The sequence below is a fragment of the Thalassotalea sp. 273M-4 genome (assembly GCF_041410465.1).
GTDB classification, from domain to species: Bacteria; Pseudomonadota; Gammaproteobacteria; order Enterobacterales; family Alteromonadaceae; genus Thalassotalea_A; species Thalassotalea_A aquiviva.
Genome location: NZ_CP166961.1, coordinates 2866859 through 2881492, shown reverse-complemented (window position 1 = coordinate 2881492; position 14634 = coordinate 2866859). Strand labels below are relative to the sequence as shown.

Here is a 14634-nt window from a genome sequence, read left to right as displayed (position 1 = left end):
TACAAAAATGGCTATTGTTAAATGTAAGCCTACTTCTCCGGGTCGTCGCCACGTTGTTAAAGTGGTTAACCCGGATCTGTACAAAGGCAAGCCTTACGCTCCACTTTTAGAGAAAAACTCTAAGTCTGGTGGTCGTAACAATACTGGTCGTATTACAGTTCGTCACGTTGGTGGTGGTCACAAGCATCACTACCGTCTGATTGACTTTAAACGCAACAAAGACGGCATCCCTGCGAAAGTAGAGCGTTTGGAATATGATCCAAACCGTAGTGCAAACATTGCACTAGTTTTATACGCAGACGGTGAGCGCAAATACATCCTAGCACCAAAAGGTGTTTCAGCTGGTGATACTATCCAGTCTGGTGTAGATGCACCTATCAAAGCAGGTAACACATTACCACTACGTAATGTTCCTCTAGGTAGCGTTATCCATGCAATCGAACTTAAGCCTGGTAAAGGTGCTCAGCTAGCTCGTGCTGCTGGTACATATGCACAACTAGTTGCTAAAGACGGCGCTTACGTAACTGTACGTCTTCGTTCAGGCGAAATGCGTAAAATCGAAGCGGATTGTCGTGCAACTTTAGGTGAAATCGGCAATGCTGAACACATGCTTCGCTCTTTGGGTAAAGCAGGTGCTACACGCTGGCGTGGTGTTCGTCCGACAGTTCGTGGTGTTGCCATGAACCCGGTAGATCACCCACACGGTGGTGGTGAAGGTAAAACTTCAGGCGGTCGTCACCCGGTATCACCTTGGGGTGTACCAACTAAGGGTTATAAGACTCGTAAAAACAAGCGCACTGACAAGTTTATTGTCCGTCGTCGTACTAAGTAATTATTAAGAGGAATCACCATGCCACGTTCTCTCAAGAAAGGTCCATTTATCGACCTACACTTGTTGACGAAGGTAGAGAAAGCTTTGGAAAGCGGGAACAAGAAACCAATCAAAACTTGGTCTCGTCGCTCAATGATCATCCCTAACATGATCGGATTGACCATCGCTGTCCATAATGGCCGTCAACACGTTCCAGTATTTGTTACCGATGAAATGATCGGTCACAAACTGGGTGAATTTGCACCTACTCGTACTTATCGCGGTCACGCTGCTGATAAGAAAGCGAAGAAAAGATAAGGGGAAATTAAATGGAAGCTATCGCTAAACATAAATTTGCCCGTGGTTCAGCTCAAAAAGCTCGTTTGGTTGTTGACCAAATCCGCGGTTTGCAAGTTGAGAAAGCACTTGAAATCTTAACTTACAGCAACAAATCAGCTGCTGTTTTAGTTAAGAAAGTTCTTAACTCAGCAATTGCTAACGCTGAACATAATGAAGGTGCAGACATTGATGAATTATTCGTTAAAACCATTATGGTTGACGATGGTCCAACAATGAAACGTATTAAACCTCGTGCGAAAGGTCGCGCGGATCGTATCCTTAAGCGCACTAGTCACATTACTGTGATTGTAGCTGATTCCTAGGAGATATTAGTATGGGTCAGAAAGTACATCCTATCGGTATTCGTCTAGGTATCACTAAGCCTTTTGCGTCTACTTGGTATGCAAGCAGCAAAGAGTATGCAGCTAACATCAAAGGTGATCACGAAGTTCGTGCTTACCTAACTGAAGAGTTAAAGCGTGCTTCTTTATCTAAAATCGTTATCGAACGTCCAGCGAAGTCAATTCGCGTGACTATCCACACTGCACGTCCTGGTGTTGTGATTGGTAAGAAAGGCGAAGACGTTGAGAAATTACGTAAGAAAGTTTCTCAAATCGCAGGTGTTCCAGCGCAAATTAACATTGCAGAAGTTCGTAAGCCAGAGATGGATGCGCAACTTGTTGCTGACGGTATCGCGAGCCAATTAGAGCGTCGTGTTATGTTCCGTCGCGCTATGAAGCGTGCAGTACAAAACGCAATGCGTTTAGGTGCTAAGGGTATCAAAGTTGAAGTAAGTGGTCGTTTAGGCGGCGCTGACATCGCACGTTCTGAGTGGTACCGTGAAGGTCGTGTACCTCTTCACACTCTTCGTGCTGACATTGATTACGCAACAGCTCGTGCTGACACTACTTACGGTGTTATTGGTGTTAAAGTCTGGATCTTTAAAGGTGAAGTAATTGGTAACATGCCTCTACAGGCAGAAGCACCAGCTCCTAAGCCTAAAAGAAAAGGCAAAGGCAAGAGCTCTAAGTAAGGAAATAAGTAATGTTACAACCAAAACGTACTAAATTCCGTAAGCAATTTAAACTGCGTAACCGTGGCCTAGCGCACACTGGTAGCACAGTTAGCTTCGGTACTTATGGCTTAAAAGCTGTGGCACGTGGCCGTATGACTGCTCGTCAAATCGAAGCAGCTCGTCGTGCAATGACACGTCACATTAAGCGTCAAGGTAAAATCTGGATTCGTGTATTCCCAGACAAGCCAATTACCAAGAAACCTCTTGAGGTTCGTATGGGTAAAGGTAAAGGTTCTGTAGAATACTGGGTATGCCAAATTCAACCAGGACGTATCTTGTATGAAATGGAAGGTGTTAACGAAGCATTAGCTCGTGAAGCATTTGAACTAGCAGCTGCTAAACTTCCATTTAAGACAACTTTCGTAACTCGGACGGTAATGTAATGAAAGCTAGCGAACTTAAAGACAAAAGCATTGAAGAGCTTAATGCTGAATTACTAAGCTTATTGCGCGAACAGTTTAACTATCGCATGCAAGCAAGCACTGGTCAGCTAGCTCAAACTCATTTGCTACGTAACGTACGTCGCGATATCGCACGTGTTAAGACTATCCTAACTGAGAAGGCAGCATCATAATGACTGAGACTATTCGTACTCTACAAGGTCGCGTTGTTAGTAACAAGATGGATAAATCTATCACTGTTCTTATCGAGCGTCGTGTAAAGCACCCTATCTACGGTAAATTCATGATCCGTTCAACTAAGTTGAAAGCGCATGATGAAGCTAACGTATGTAACGAAGGTGATGTAGTAACAATTCGTGAATGTGCACCAATTTCTAAGACTAAGTCTTGGACTTTAGTGGACGTAGTAACTAAAGCTTAATATAAGCTGATTGTTCTCTAAGAAGGCTCCAAGCTGTATGGCTTGGGGCCTTTTTTTATGGTTAAACTTTATAAGTCCTGGCTTTATATAAAGCATTCAGCGATGGTCTGCTTAAAAGTGCACATTCACGAATGTGACCATACCAATTCGGTTTCTAAGCCTTAGTCTTGCACTTTAGTAGACCTAGTAACTAAAGCTTAGCTAAAGCTTAGCTAAAACTAAGTATAAGCTGATTGTTCTCTAAGAAGGCTCCAAGCTGTATCGCTTGGGGCCTTTTTTTATGGTTAAACTTTATAAGTCCTGGCTTTATATACAGCATTCAGCGATGGGCTACTTAGAAATGCACATTCAAGAATGTGACCATACCTAATCGGTTTCTAAGACTAAGTCTTGCACTTTAGTGGACCTAAGTAGACCTAGTAACTAAAGCTTAGCTAAAACTAAGTATAAGCTGATTGTTCTTTAAGAAGGCTCCAAGCTGTATGGCTTGGGGCCTTTTTTTATCGCTGAATTTTATAAGTCCTGGCTTTATATAAAGCATTCAGCGATGGGCTACTTAGAAATGCACATTAAAGAATGTGACCATACCAAATCGGTTTCTAAGCCTTAGTCTTGCACTTTAGTTGACCTAAGTAGGCCTAAGTAGACCTAGTAACTAAAGCTTAGCTAAAACTAACTATAAGCTGATTGTTCTTTAAGAAGGCTCCAAGCTGTATGGCTTGGGGCCTTTTTTTATGGTTAAACTTTATAAGTCTAGGCTTTATATACAGCATTCAGCGATGGGCTACTTAGAAATGCACATTCACGAATGTGACCATACCAATTCTGTTTCTAAGACTAAGTCTTGGAATTTTTAGTGGACCTAAGTAGACCTAGTAACTAAAGCTTAGCTAAAACTAAGTATAAGCTGATTGTTCTTTAAGAAGGCTCCAAGCTGTATGGCTTGGGGCTTTTTTATCGCTGAATTTTATAAGTCTAGGCTTTATATACAGCATTCAGCGATGGGCTGCTTAAAAATGCACATTCACGAATGTGACTATACCAATTCTGTTTCTAAGACTAAGTCTTGCACTTTAGTGGACCTAAGTAGACCTAGTAACTAAAGCTTAGCTAAAACTAAGTATAAGCTGATTGTTCTCTAAGAAGGCTCCAAGCTGTATGTTTTGGGGCCTTTTTTTATCGCTGAATTTTATAAGTCTTGGCTTTATATACAGCATTCAGCGATGGTCTGCTTAAAAGTGCACATTCAAGAATGTGACCATACCAATTCGGTTTCTAAGCCTAAGTCTTGGACTTTAGTGGTCCTAAGTAGAGCTAGTAACTAAAGCCGATTGCGGTTGGCAAATATTTACACCTGTTGCGAGCTTAAAACTAAAATAAAGATTCTTTCTATTTTGAGCTAACTTATTGATTAATAGTACACATTATTATCGGGTTAATTAGCTGATAAACAGTTGTTAAATAATTGCTACAATTTATTACGACTTTTCGTCGAATGTTGTTTTATTATACTCAGGCAAACAAGATAAAGCCTTGTAACGGCGATTGAGTCTGTCCTGCGAGATAGAGACGTTGTTTTGCGACCAATCATCAAATACTTAAATATTTTTTGTTTGGCGTTTATTTTAAACAGAAATTCTATATTTCAAGCACTTGTAACCGGTATTTCCGAGGTTATTAAGCAGGAAATAAGAAGATTTATATTTTCTGCTTAAATAAAGTACCACTTTTTTTTAAGTGGTGTTATAATCTCGCGCCCACCGACTGTAGAGGTTGGTGGATAAAGGCAGTGACGGGTCAAATTTTTGGCCTTGAATTTAATAACAGCGGAGCACATAAACATGATCCAAATGCAATCACAGCTAGACGTTGCTGACAACAGCGGCGCTCGACGCGTGCAATGTATAAAGGTTCTAGGTGGCTCGCACCGTCGCTATGCAGGTATTGGCGACATCATCAAAGTTTCTGTTAAAGAAGCAATTCCTCGCGGTAAAGTGAAGAAAGGTGATGTTCTTAATGCGGTAGTGGTGCGCACTAGAAAAGGCGTTCGTCGTCCGGATGGCTCAGCCATTCGTTTTGATGGAAACGCGGCAGTAATGCTAAATGCAAACTTACAGCCAATTGGTACACGTATTTTCGGGCCAGTGACACGTGAATTAAGAACTGAAAAGTTCATGAAGATCGTTTCTCTAGCTCCTGAAGTACTATAAGGAGTCTGATATGGCCTCTAAAATTCGTCAAAATGACGAAGTAGTAATCTTAGCTGGTAAAGATAAGGGCAAAAGTGGCAAAGTCACTAAAGTTCTTACAGCTGAAGGTAAAGTTTTCGTTGAAGGCATCAACTTAGTCAAGAAACACCAAAAGCCTGTACCTCAGTTACAGCAAGCTGGTGGCATTGTTGAGAAAGAAGCTGCAATCGACGTATCAAACGTTGCGATCAAAAACCCTGCTACTGGCAAGGCTGATCGTGTAGGTTTTAGAATTGAAGACGGCAAAAAAGTTCGTTTCTTCAAGTCTAATAACGAATTAGTTTAATTTGGAGTAAAAACGATGGCGAAACTGCATGATTTTTACAAAGATACAGTTGTTGCTGAACTGGCCAAAGAGTTCGGGTACAAAAGTGTCATGCAAGTCCCTCGGATTGAAAAGATCACCCTTAACATGGGTGTTGGTGAAGCGATTGCTGATAAGAAAGTATTAGACAACGCAACCAATGATCTTACTGCAATCTCTGGTCAAAAGCCTATGATCACTAAAGCACGCAAGTCTGTTGCTGGCTTTAAGATTCGTGAAGGCTACCCTATTGGTGCAAAAGTAACTTTACGCGGTGAGCGCATGTGGGACTTTTTAGAGCGTTTAATCGCGATCTCAGTTCCTCGTATCCGTGATTTTCGTGGCTTGAACCCTAAGTCGTTCGATGGCCGTGGTAATTACAGCATGGGCGTGCGTGAGCAAATTATTTTCCCTGAAATCGATTACGATAAAATCGATAAAATTCGTGGTATGGATATTACTATCACTACTACTGCGAACACAGATGCGGAAGGTCGTGCTTTGCTGACTGCCTTTAACTTCCCATTTAAGAAATAAGGTGTAGAGTTATGGCTAAATCATCAATGAAAGCACGTGAAGCAAAACGTGCAAAATTAGTAGCTCAATACGCTGAAAAGCGTGCAGCACTAAAAGAGATCATCTCTAGCGTTAATTCTTCTGAAGAAGAGCGTTGGGATGCAGTACTAAAACTACAATCTTTACCACGTGATTCAAGCAGCAGCCGCCAACGTAACCGTTGTGTTGTTACTGGTCGTCCACACGGTTACTTACGTAAGTTCGGTTTAAGCCGAATCAAATTACGTGAAGCTACCATGCGTGGTGAAGTACCTGGTCTTAAGAAAGCAAGTTGGTAAGGGAGTAAGCGATTATGATGACTGATCCTATCGCGGATATGTTTACACGCATCCGTAACGGTCAAGCTGCTAAAAAAGTTGCAGTGACTATGCCATCTTCCAAGCTAAAAGTAGCAATTGCTAACTTGCTTAAAGAAGAAGGTTACATTAACGGTTTTGAAGTAACTACTGATGCCAAGCCTCAGTTAGAAGTAACTTTAAAATATTTTGAAGGTAAAGAAGTAATCGATACGATCCAACGTGTTTCACGTCCAGGTCTTCGCGTGTACAAGGGTGCTACTGAGCTTCCTCAAGTACTAGCTGGTCTAGGTATCGTTATTGTTTCAACTTCTAAAGGTCTTATGACTGACCGCGCTGCACGTAATGCAGGTTTAGGCGGTGAGATCATCGGTACCGTAGCTTAAGGAGCAGAATTATGTCTCGTGTTGCAAAAGCACCTGTCGCGATCCCTGCTGGCGTTGAAGTTACGTTATCTGGTCAAGACATTAAAGTAAAAGGTCCTAAGGGCGAATTAACTCGTACGATCCACAGTGACGTAGTTGTATCTCAAGAAGACAACAACATCATCACTAACATCGTAGCTGACGTTAAAGGCGCTTGGGCACAAGCTGGTACAGCTCGCGCATTAATCAATAACATGATTGTTGGTGTGAGCCAAGGCTTTGAAAAACGCTTAATTTTAAACGGTGTTGGTTACCGTGCTAAAGCTGCTGGTCAGAGCTTAAACCTTGCATTAGGTTTCTCTCACCCAGTTGACCACGAAATTCCAGCTGGTGTTAAAGTTGAAACTCCTAGTCAAACTGAAATCGTACTTACGGGTGCTGATAAGCAGGTGATTGGTCAAGTAGCTGCGAACATTCGTGCGTACCGTAAGCCAGAGCCTTACAAAGGTAAAGGTATTCGTTACTCAGACGAAAACGTTCGTCGTAAAGAAGCTAAGAAGAAGTAGGGTAATACTATGGATAAGAAAACATCTCGTTTACGCCGTGCAAAACGCACGCGCGCTAAAATCAGCGAGTTGGGTGCGAATCGCCTAGTCGTTCACCGTACTCCTCGTCACATTTACGCACAGCTTATCAATGCTAACTCTGAAGTGCTTGCATCAGCATCTACTTTAGACAAGGAATTGCGTGAGCAAGTTAAAGCTACTGGCAACAAAGAAGCCGCTGCTGCTGTAGGTAAAGCTATTGCAGAACGCGCAGCTGCCAAAGGCGTAGAATCAGTTGCTTTCGATCGTTCAGGTTTCTTATACCACGGTCGTATTCAAGCTCTTGCTGAAGCAGCTCGTGAAGCTGGCCTTAAATTCTAGGAGTAGATAATGGCTAATGTAGAAAACACACAACAAAGTGAATTCGCTGAAAAGTTAATCGCCGTTAACCGCGTATCAAAAGTGGTTAAAGGTGGTCGTATCTTCAGCTTCACTGCACTAACTGTAGTTGGTGACGGCAACGGTCGTGTTGGTTTTGGTTACGGTAAGGCACGTGAAGTTCCTGCTGCAATTCAAAAAGCAATGGAAAAGGCTCGCCGTAATATCGTAAACGTTGACCTTAAAGGTACTACTTTACAGCACGCTGTTAAAGGTAAGCATTCAGGTTCTAAAGTTTACATGCAACCTGCTTCTGAAGGTACAGGTATCATCGCCGGTGGTGCGATGCGTGCAGTACTTGAAGTTGCTGGCGTACAGAACGTATTGTCAAAAGCATACGGTTCTACTAACCCAATTAACGTAGTACGCGCTACTATCGGCGCTCTAGCGAACATGAAATCGCCTGAGTCTGTTGCAGCTAAGCGTGGCCTAAACGTTACTGACATCATGGGGTAATGAACAATGGCAAAGACAGTTAAAGTAACACAAGTTAAAAGTTCTATCGGTCGTTTACCGGCTCATAGAGCAACTTTGAAAGGACTGGGTTTACGTCGCATCAATCATACTGTAGAGTTAGAAGATACTCCATCAGTACGTGGTATGATTAACGCAGTTAATTACATGGTTAAGGTGGAGGACTAAACAATGCATTTAAACACATTATCCCCTGCACCTGGCTCAAAATCAGCCAAGAAGCGTGTTGGTCGTGGTATTGGTTCTGGCCTAGGTAAAACTGGTGGTCGTGGTCATAAAGGTCAGAAGTCTCGTTCTGGCGGTGGCGTACGTCCTGGTTTCGAAGGCGGTCAGATGCCACTTAAGCAACGTTTGCCTAAGTTTGGTTTCACTTCTCGCAAAGCGTTATCGCATGCAGAAGTTCGTTTACACGAATTAAACCAAATTACTGCAGATGTTGTTGATATCCATGCGCTTAAAGACGCGGGCATCGTCACTCGTAACATCGTATCTGCAAAGATCATGTTATCTGGCGAAATCAGCCGTAAGATTACGGTTCGTGGCCTAGCAGTAACAAAAGGTGCGCGTGCAGCAATTGAAGCTGCCGGTGGTACAGTAGAGGAATAGTACACAATGGCTACACCAGGAATGGAAAATAAGACTCAAGGCGGGTTGTCTGAGTTGAAACAAAGATTATTGTTCGTATTCGGCGCACTTATCGTGTTCCGTTTAGGTTCTTTTGTACCAATCCCTGGTATTGACGCCGCTGTACTAGCTCAGTTGATTGAACAACAAAAGGGCACCATCATTGAAATGTTTAACATGTTCTCTGGTGGTTCTCTTGAGCGAGCCTCTGTATTGGCACTTGGTATTATGCCGTACATTTCAGCTTCGATTATCATGCAAATTAGTACACACATTGTACCGAGTATGCAGGAATTGAAAAAAGAAGGTGAAGCTGGACGTCGTAAGATCAGCCAATACACACGCTACGGCACTTTAGCTCTGGCAACAGTACAATCATTTGCGATTGCAAATGGCTTACCGGGAATGATGCCTGGTCTGGTAATTAACCCAGGTCCTGGTTTTATTTTCACTGCAATGGTTTCTCTAGTAACCGGTACCATGTTCTTAATGTGGTTAGGTGAACAAATTACTGAGCGCGGTATCGGTAACGGTATTTCAATCATTATTTTTGCAGGTATTGTTGCTGGCATGCCTTCAGCTGTAGGAGCTACAGCTGAAATGGCGCGTCAAGGCGAATTGCACTTATTAGCATTACTTCTTATTGGTGTGTTGGTATTTGCCGTAACTTATTTTGTAGTATTTGTAGAGCGCGGCCAACGTCGCATTGTGGTAAACTATGCTAAACGTCAACAAGGACGTAAAGTATTTGCCGCTCAAAGCACTCACTTACCACTTAAAGTGAATATGGCAGGTGTTATTCCACCAATTTTTGCATCAAGTATCATCTTGTTCCCAGGTACCATCGCAAGTTGGTTTGGTCAAGGTGACGGTGTTGTAGCCGATACATTGCAAGAGGTTTCTCTAGCTCTGTCTCCGGGTCAACCGTTGTATGTAATGCTGTATGCAGCAGCAATAATCTTTTTCTGCTTTTTCTACACGGCGCTTGTATTCAACCCGCGTGAAACAGCAGATAATTTGAAGAAATCTGGTGCGTTTATTCCAGGCATTCGCCCGGGTGAGCAAACATCCAGATATATCGACAAAGTAATGACACGCCTCACATTAGCTGGCGCGTTATACATTACTTTTATTTGTTTGGTTCCTGAATTCATGATGGTATTTTGGAATGTACAGTTTTATTTTGGCGGTACTTCCCTACTAATTATGGTAGTTGTTATCATGGACTTCATGGCACAAGTACAGACTCATTTGATGTCTCATCAATATGACAATGTGCTGAAAAAAGCCAATCTTAAAGGCTACGGCCGATAGGCTAAGGCTACGGAGTATAAAATGAAAGTTCGTGCATCCGTGAAAAAGATTTGTCGTAACTGTAAAGTAGTAAAGCGCGCTGGCGTTGTACGCGTAATTTGCAGTGAGCCAAAGCACAAGCAAAGGCAAGGCTAATCTTTACTAAAGCGTCATTTTATGAAAAAATGGCGCTTTAGTTTGCAAAAACATCGCTGGTTGAGTATCCTAACGGGCTTTTCAACCGGTTTCTTTTAACCTAAGTATAGGAGATGTGTTAGTGGCCCGTATCGCTGGCATTAACATCCCTGATCGTAAGCATGCTGTAATTGCCATTACAGCTATCTACGGTATCGGCGCAACGCGTGCAAAAGAAATTTGTGCGAACGCCGGTATTGCTGAAGATATCAAGATCAGTGAATTAGACGAAGCTCAAATCGATTTGCTTCGTGCAGAAGTGGCGAAATTTTCCGTAGAAGGTGATTTACGTCGTGAAGTATCAATGAACATCAAGCGTCTGATGGACCTTGGCTGTTATCGTGGTTTACGCCATCGTCGCAGTCTTCCTCTACGTGGTCAACGCACTAAGACTAATGCGCGCACCCGTAAAGGTCCTCGTAAGCCGATTAAAAAGTAGATCGAGGTAATTAGACATGGCTAAAACACCAACTCGCGCAAAGCGTCGCGTAAAAAAACAAGTTGCTGATGGTATGGCGCACATCCATGCGTCTTTCAACAACACAATCGTAACTCTTACAGATCGTCAAGGTAACGCTTTATCTTGGGCAACTGCAGGTGGTTCTGGTTTCCGTGGTTCACGTAAATCAACTCCATTCGCTGCACAGGTTGCTGCTGATCGTGCTGGTAAAGTAGCACAAGAGTTTGGCTTGAAGAATATTGAAGTGTTCGTTAAAGGTCCAGGTCCAGGTCGTGAATCTGCTATCCGTGCCTTAAATGCTGCTGGTTTCAAAATCACCAACATTACTGACGTTACACCTATTCCTCATAATGGTTGTCGTCCACCTAAGAAACGTCGCGTTTAATAGGTTTGTTGGAGAAATAACATGGCAAGATATTTAGGTCCTAAGCTAAAACTTAGCCGCCGCGAAGGAACAGACTTGTTCCTTAAAAGTGGTGTTAGGGCAATTGACACTAAATGTAAGATCGAAACTATCCCGGGTCAGCACGGCGCTCGTCGCGGTCGTTTATCTGACTACGGTGTACAACTTCGTGAGAAGCAAAAAGTACGTCGTATTTACGGTGTTCTAGAAAAACAATTCCGTAACTACTACAAAGAAGCCGCTCGTCTTAAAGGCAACACTGGTGAAAACTTGTTGCAACTTTTAGAAAAGCGTCTAGACAACGTTGTTTACCGTATGGGTTATGCATCTACTCGTGCAGAAGCTCGTCAGCTAGTTAGCCACAAAGCTATCGTAGTAAACGGTAAAGTTGTTAACATTCCATCTTTCGCTGTTAAAGCAGACGATGTGGTATCAATTCGTGAGAAAGCTAAAACTCAAGCGCGTATCATCGCTGCTTTAGAACTAGCTGAACAACGTGAGAAGCCAGTCTGGGTTGAAGTTGATAATAAGAAAATGGAAGGTACGTTCAAGCGTATTCCAGATCGTTCTGACCTATCAGCCGAAATCAACGAACAGTTGATTGTCGAGCTTTACTCGAAATAAAGCTGAACTTTAAGAGAGGACAATAATGCAGGGTTCTGTAACCGAATTCCTTAAGCCAAAACTTGTTGGGATCGAAAACGTTTCTAACACTCGTGCTAAGGTAACTTTAGAACCACTTGAACGTGGTTTTGGTCATACTTTAGGTAATGCGCTACGTCGTATTCTTCTTTCATCAATGCCAGGTTGTGCAGTGACTGAAGTTGAAATTGATGGTGTATTGCATGAATACAGTTCTAAAGAAGGTGTTCAAGAAGACATCATCGAAATTCTGTTAAACCTAAAAGGACTGGCAGTTGGTTTAGAAGGCAAAACTGAAGCAGTTTTAACTTTAACTAAGTCAGGAGAAGGCCCTGTAACGGCCGCTGATATCCAGCATGATGGTGATGTAACAATCGCTAATCCTGCACACGTTATCTGTAATTTAACAGGTGATGGCTCTATCAGCATGCGCATTAAAGTAGAAATGGGTCGTGGTTACGTTCCTGCTTCTGCTCGTCGTAACGCCGAAGAGGAAGATCGTGCAATTGGTCGTTTACTAGTTGACGCGTCTTTCAGTCCTGTTGAAAGAATTGCTTATGATGTTGACTCTGCTCGTGTTGAGCAGCGTACTGATTTAGACAAGCTTGTTATCGACATGGAAACTAACGGTACGTTAGATCCAGAAGAAGCTATCCGTCGTGCTTCAACCATCTTAGCTGAACAGCTAGATGCGTTTGTTGACTTACGCGACGTGAAAGAAGTTGAGCCGGAAGAAGTTAAACCTGCTTTCGACCCAATCCTTCTTCGCCCTGTTGATGACCTAGAGCTTACAGTTCGTTCAGCCAACTGTTTAAAAGCAGAAGCGATTCAATATATTGGTGACTTAGTACAGCGTGCAGAAGTTGAGCTTCTTAAAACACCTAACTTAGGTAAGAAGTCTTTAACTGAAATCAAAGACGTTTTAGCGTCTCGTGGTCTTTCTCTGGGTATGCGCCTAGAAAACTGGCCGCCTGAAAGCATTGCTGATAACGACTAAGTCGACATCGTTTTAATAGTTTAAGAGATAAGGATTAACTTATGCGCCATCGTAAAAGCGGTCGCCAGTTAAACCGTAATAGCAGTCATCGCCAGGCGATGTTCCGCAATATGGCAAGTTCTCTAGTTAAGCACGGCGTTATCAAAACTACCGTTGCTAAAGCTAAAGAATTACGTCGCGTTGTTGAGCCACTAATCACATTGGCTAAAACAGATAGCGTTGCTAACCGTCGTTTAGCTTTCGCTCGTACTCGCGATCAAGAAGTAGTAGGTATTTTATTCAACGAACTTGGTCCTCGTTACCAAGAACGTCCAGGTGGTTACACTCGCATCTTAAAATGCGGTTACCGTACTGGTGATAAAGCACCAATGGCTTACATTGAATTAGTAGACCGTCCAGCAGTTGAAGAAACTGTTGAACAAACGGAAGAAGTTTCAACTGAAGCATAATCAGTTTAAATATTGATTTATAAAAGGAGCCTTTAGGGCTCCTTTTTTTTTGACTTTTACTTACCTCAATTGACGCCCCTTTGTTGGGTTAATACTCGTTCTAACTTCCTCTAGATTCAACCTCATTAATCGTACTCAGGTCTTAATGGTTTTAAATTTCAACTGCTTAAGTTACTGTTTAATTTGGTTTTCCTTTGTTCATTAACCCATCAGCTAACTTGACCTCACTCGCACAAACCCGTATAAAAGTAATAGTCTATTTATTCAAAGTGATCTTATGACAGCAAAAAATCCAATAATCGCCGTAACGGGCTCTTCCGGTGCAGGAACATCAACAACCTCTGAGGCTTTCGCTCATATGTTCCGCTCACTAGGTATTAGTCCCGCGTTGGTTGAAGGCGATAGCTTTCATCGCTTTACTCGCCCTGAAATGGATTTAGAACGGCGTAAAGCACAAGCTGAAGGTGGCCAAGTAAGCTACTTTGGTGATGTTGCTAACGATTTTGATGCTTTAGAAAAGCTGTTTAAAGATTTTGGTGAAACTGGTCAAGGTGTTATGCGCCGATATTTGCATACTTTTGATGAAGCTGTGCCGTATAATCAAATGCCAGGTACTTTTACCCCCTGGGAGCCCCTACCAAGTAACTCAGACCTTTTATTCTATGAAGGCCTTCATGGTGGGGTAGTGACTGAAAAAAATGACGTAGCGCAGCATGTAGACTTGCTCATTGGAATGGTGCCCATTGTTAATCTTGAATGGATTCAAAAAATTGTTCGCGACACCAATCAACGAGGTCATTCTCGTGAAGCCGTAAATGAAGGAATCGTGCGAAGTATGGATGATTATTTCCATTACATTACCCCTCAATTTTCACGGACACACATCAACTTTCAACGGGTCCCTACGGTAGACACTTCAAACCCTTTTAGCGCCAAAACTATTCCTAGTCAGGATGAAAGTTTTGTTGTTATCCGTTTTCGTGAAATTACCAACGTAGATTTTCCTTATTATCTTCGGATGATCGATGGATCGTTTATGTCACGGGTGAATACCTTGGTTGTTCCGGGCGGTAAAATGGGCTTTGCCATGGAATTAATCCTGCGACCATTAGTTGTCGAGTTAATGGCGCGCAAAAAAGAAGCCCAATTAAAGATGAGCTGGATGAAAAAAGACAGCTTAAAACGAAGCTAAATTTATATATTCTATACCGGCAGGGTTTCTTAACGCCTTGTTCCGTTAATATTCCTATAAAAAAAAGCGGCTTATGCCGCTTTTC

General features: G+C 42.5%; 25 protein-coding genes. All 25 read left to right on the top strand.

The genetic code is table 11. The features are described 5' to 3' along the window. Positions 1-7: 7 nt before the first annotated feature. The 25 genes from rplB to ACAY00_RS12830 all read left to right on the top strand — a co-directional run bounded on the left by rplB (position 8) and on the right by ACAY00_RS12830 (position 14549). On the top strand, positions 8-832 hold the full coding sequence (gene rplB / locus ACAY00_RS12950; protein WP_371374476.1) for a 50S ribosomal protein L2: 825 nt from the start codon (positions 8-10) through the stop codon (positions 830-832). 18 nt (positions 833-850) lie between these two features. Next, positions 851-1129 carry a 30S ribosomal protein S19 gene (gene rpsS / locus ACAY00_RS12945; protein WP_135438210.1) on the top strand — a complete coding sequence of 93 codons (279 nt, stop codon included), beginning with the start codon at positions 851-853 and terminating at the stop codon, positions 1127-1129. 11 nt (positions 1130-1140) lie between these two features. Then, the gene (gene rplV, locus ACAY00_RS12940) at positions 1141-1473 is read left to right on the top strand and encodes a 50S ribosomal protein L22 (RefSeq protein ID WP_371374473.1); all 333 of its coding nucleotides are present in this window, start codon (positions 1141-1143) and stop codon (positions 1471-1473) included. A gap of 11 nt (positions 1474-1484) precedes the next feature. Beyond that, complete coding sequence (rpsC, locus tag ACAY00_RS12935; protein ID WP_371374470.1) at positions 1485-2183, top strand: 30S ribosomal protein S3; 699 nt, start codon at positions 1485-1487, stop codon at positions 2181-2183. A gap of 11 nt (positions 2184-2194) precedes the next feature. Next, positions 2195-2608 (top strand): 50S ribosomal protein L16, encoded by a 414-nt coding sequence (rplP, locus tag ACAY00_RS12930; RefSeq protein ID WP_371374467.1) that lies wholly within the window; start codon positions 2195-2197, stop codon positions 2606-2608. Then, positions 2608-2799: a 50S ribosomal protein L29 gene (rpmC, locus tag ACAY00_RS12925; RefSeq protein WP_371374465.1), complete on the top strand. Its 192-nt coding sequence runs from the start codon at positions 2608-2610 to the stop codon at positions 2797-2799. Before rplP ends, rpmC begins: the two co-directional genes overlap by 1 nt. After that, positions 2799-3047 (top strand): 30S ribosomal protein S17, encoded by a 249-nt coding sequence (gene rpsQ, locus ACAY00_RS12920; protein WP_371374462.1) that lies wholly within the window; start codon positions 2799-2801, stop codon positions 3045-3047. Before rpmC ends, rpsQ begins: the two co-directional genes overlap by 1 nt. 1841 nt (positions 3048-4888) lie before the next feature. Beyond that, positions 4889-5257 (top strand): 50S ribosomal protein L14, encoded by a 369-nt coding sequence (rplN, locus tag ACAY00_RS12915; RefSeq protein WP_371374460.1) that lies wholly within the window; start codon positions 4889-4891, stop codon positions 5255-5257. 10 nt (positions 5258-5267) lie between these two features. Beyond that, on the top strand, positions 5268-5582 hold the full coding sequence (gene rplX / locus ACAY00_RS12910) for a 50S ribosomal protein L24 (protein ID WP_371374457.1): 315 nt from the start codon (positions 5268-5270) through the stop codon (positions 5580-5582). A gap of 15 nt (positions 5583-5597) precedes the next feature. Continuing rightward, a complete protein-coding gene (rplE, locus tag ACAY00_RS12905; protein ID WP_371374454.1) occupies positions 5598-6137 on the top strand; it encodes a 50S ribosomal protein L5 in 540 nt (179 codons plus the stop codon). 11 nt (positions 6138-6148) lie between these two features. Continuing rightward, the gene (gene rpsN / locus ACAY00_RS12900; protein ID WP_371374452.1) at positions 6149-6454 is read left to right on the top strand and encodes a 30S ribosomal protein S14; all 306 of its coding nucleotides are present in this window, start codon (positions 6149-6151) and stop codon (positions 6452-6454) included. An 11-nt stretch (positions 6455-6465) separates the two neighbouring features. Next, positions 6466-6858 carry a 30S ribosomal protein S8 gene (gene rpsH / locus ACAY00_RS12895; protein ID WP_371379732.1) on the top strand — a complete coding sequence of 131 codons (393 nt, stop codon included), beginning with the start codon at positions 6466-6468 and terminating at the stop codon, positions 6856-6858. An 11-nt stretch (positions 6859-6869) separates the two neighbouring features. After that, positions 6870-7403: a 50S ribosomal protein L6 gene (gene rplF, locus ACAY00_RS12890; protein ID WP_371374449.1), complete on the top strand. Its 534-nt coding sequence runs from the start codon at positions 6870-6872 to the stop codon at positions 7401-7403. A 9-nt stretch (positions 7404-7412) separates the two neighbouring features. Then, positions 7413-7763: a 50S ribosomal protein L18 gene (rplR, locus tag ACAY00_RS12885; RefSeq protein WP_371374445.1), complete on the top strand. Its 351-nt coding sequence runs from the start codon at positions 7413-7415 to the stop codon at positions 7761-7763. A gap of 9 nt (positions 7764-7772) precedes the next feature. After that, positions 7773-8276, top strand: coding sequence for a 30S ribosomal protein S5 (rpsE, locus tag ACAY00_RS12880; RefSeq protein ID WP_371374442.1), 504 nt, complete (start codon positions 7773-7775; stop codon positions 8274-8276). Positions 8277-8282: 6 nt separating this feature from the next. Next, the gene (gene rpmD / locus ACAY00_RS12875) at positions 8283-8462 is read left to right on the top strand and encodes a 50S ribosomal protein L30 (RefSeq protein WP_371374440.1); all 180 of its coding nucleotides are present in this window, start codon (positions 8283-8285) and stop codon (positions 8460-8462) included. 3 nt (positions 8463-8465) lie between these two features. Beyond that, positions 8466-8900 carry a 50S ribosomal protein L15 gene (gene rplO, locus ACAY00_RS12870; protein WP_371374437.1) on the top strand — a complete coding sequence of 145 codons (435 nt, stop codon included), beginning with the start codon at positions 8466-8468 and terminating at the stop codon, positions 8898-8900. Between the two features lie 6 nt (positions 8901-8906). Beyond that, positions 8907-10232: a preprotein translocase subunit SecY gene (secY, locus tag ACAY00_RS12865; RefSeq protein ID WP_371374435.1), complete on the top strand. Its 1326-nt coding sequence runs from the start codon at positions 8907-8909 to the stop codon at positions 10230-10232. A gap of 21 nt (positions 10233-10253) precedes the next feature. Continuing rightward, positions 10254-10367 (top strand): 50S ribosomal protein L36, encoded by a 114-nt coding sequence (gene rpmJ, locus ACAY00_RS12860; protein WP_009839384.1) that lies wholly within the window; start codon positions 10254-10256, stop codon positions 10365-10367. 121 nt (positions 10368-10488) lie between these two features. Further along, positions 10489-10845: a 30S ribosomal protein S13 gene (gene rpsM, locus ACAY00_RS12855; protein ID WP_371374433.1), complete on the top strand. Its 357-nt coding sequence runs from the start codon at positions 10489-10491 to the stop codon at positions 10843-10845. A 16-nt stretch (positions 10846-10861) separates the two neighbouring features. Further along, complete coding sequence (gene rpsK / locus ACAY00_RS12850) at positions 10862-11251, top strand: 30S ribosomal protein S11 (protein ID WP_371374430.1); 390 nt, start codon at positions 10862-10864, stop codon at positions 11249-11251. Positions 11252-11272: 21 nt separating this feature from the next. Further along, a complete protein-coding gene (gene rpsD / locus ACAY00_RS12845) occupies positions 11273-11893 on the top strand; it encodes a 30S ribosomal protein S4 (protein WP_371374427.1) in 621 nt (206 codons plus the stop codon). Between the two features lie 25 nt (positions 11894-11918). Continuing rightward, a complete protein-coding gene (locus ACAY00_RS12840) occupies positions 11919-12908 on the top strand; it encodes a DNA-directed RNA polymerase subunit alpha (RefSeq protein WP_371374424.1) in 990 nt (329 codons plus the stop codon). 41 nt (positions 12909-12949) lie between these two features. Further along, complete coding sequence (gene rplQ, locus ACAY00_RS12835) at positions 12950-13357, top strand: 50S ribosomal protein L17 (protein ID WP_371374421.1); 408 nt, start codon at positions 12950-12952, stop codon at positions 13355-13357. Between the two features lie 277 nt (positions 13358-13634). Continuing rightward, entirely contained in the window at positions 13635-14549 is a 915-nt protein-coding gene (locus ACAY00_RS12830) for a phosphoribulokinase (protein WP_371374418.1), read from the top strand. The last annotated feature ends 85 nt before the right edge of the window (positions 14550-14634 follow it).

Coding starts and splice junctions, on each gene's coding strand:
- rplB (WP_371374476.1), top strand. CDS start 8: ATGGCTATTGTTAAATGTAAGCCTACTTCTCCGGGTCGTCGCCACGTT.
- rplF (WP_371374449.1), top strand. CDS start 6,870: ATGTCTCGTGTTGCAAAAGCACCTGTCGCGATCCCTGCTGGCGTTGAA.
- rpsS (WP_135438210.1), top strand. CDS start 851: ATGCCACGTTCTCTCAAGAAAGGTCCATTTATCGACCTACACTTGTTG.
- rpmD (WP_371374440.1), top strand. CDS start 8,283: ATGGCAAAGACAGTTAAAGTAACACAAGTTAAAAGTTCTATCGGTCGT.
- secY (WP_371374435.1), top strand. CDS start 8,907: ATGGCTACACCAGGAATGGAAAATAAGACTCAAGGCGGGTTGTCTGAG.
- rpsQ (WP_371374462.1), top strand. CDS start 2,799: ATGACTGAGACTATTCGTACTCTACAAGGTCGCGTTGTTAGTAACAAG.
- rpmC (WP_371374465.1), top strand. CDS start 2,608: ATGAAAGCTAGCGAACTTAAAGACAAAAGCATTGAAGAGCTTAATGCT.
- rpmJ (WP_009839384.1), top strand. CDS start 10,254: ATGAAAGTTCGTGCATCCGTGAAAAAGATTTGTCGTAACTGTAAAGTA.
- rplE (WP_371374454.1), top strand. CDS start 5,598: ATGGCGAAACTGCATGATTTTTACAAAGATACAGTTGTTGCTGAACTG.
- rpsN (WP_371374452.1), top strand. CDS start 6,149: ATGGCTAAATCATCAATGAAAGCACGTGAAGCAAAACGTGCAAAATTA.
- rplO (WP_371374437.1), top strand. CDS start 8,466: ATGCATTTAAACACATTATCCCCTGCACCTGGCTCAAAATCAGCCAAG.
- rpsE (WP_371374442.1), top strand. CDS start 7,773: ATGGCTAATGTAGAAAACACACAACAAAGTGAATTCGCTGAAAAGTTA.
- rpsD (WP_371374427.1), top strand. CDS start 11,273: ATGGCAAGATATTTAGGTCCTAAGCTAAAACTTAGCCGCCGCGAAGGA.
- rplP (WP_371374467.1), top strand. CDS start 2,195: ATGTTACAACCAAAACGTACTAAATTCCGTAAGCAATTTAAACTGCGT.
- rplN (WP_371374460.1), top strand. CDS start 4,889: ATGATCCAAATGCAATCACAGCTAGACGTTGCTGACAACAGCGGCGCT.
- ACAY00_RS12840 (WP_371374424.1), top strand. CDS start 11,919: ATGCAGGGTTCTGTAACCGAATTCCTTAAGCCAAAACTTGTTGGGATC.
- rplQ (WP_371374421.1), top strand. CDS start 12,950: ATGCGCCATCGTAAAAGCGGTCGCCAGTTAAACCGTAATAGCAGTCAT.
- rpsC (WP_371374470.1), top strand. CDS start 1,485: ATGGGTCAGAAAGTACATCCTATCGGTATTCGTCTAGGTATCACTAAG.
- rpsK (WP_371374430.1), top strand. CDS start 10,862: ATGGCTAAAACACCAACTCGCGCAAAGCGTCGCGTAAAAAAACAAGTT.
- rplR (WP_371374445.1), top strand. CDS start 7,413: ATGGATAAGAAAACATCTCGTTTACGCCGTGCAAAACGCACGCGCGCT.
- rplV (WP_371374473.1), top strand. CDS start 1,141: ATGGAAGCTATCGCTAAACATAAATTTGCCCGTGGTTCAGCTCAAAAA.
- ACAY00_RS12830 (WP_371374418.1), top strand. CDS start 13,635: ATGACAGCAAAAAATCCAATAATCGCCGTAACGGGCTCTTCCGGTGCA.
- rplX (WP_371374457.1), top strand. CDS start 5,268: ATGGCCTCTAAAATTCGTCAAAATGACGAAGTAGTAATCTTAGCTGGT.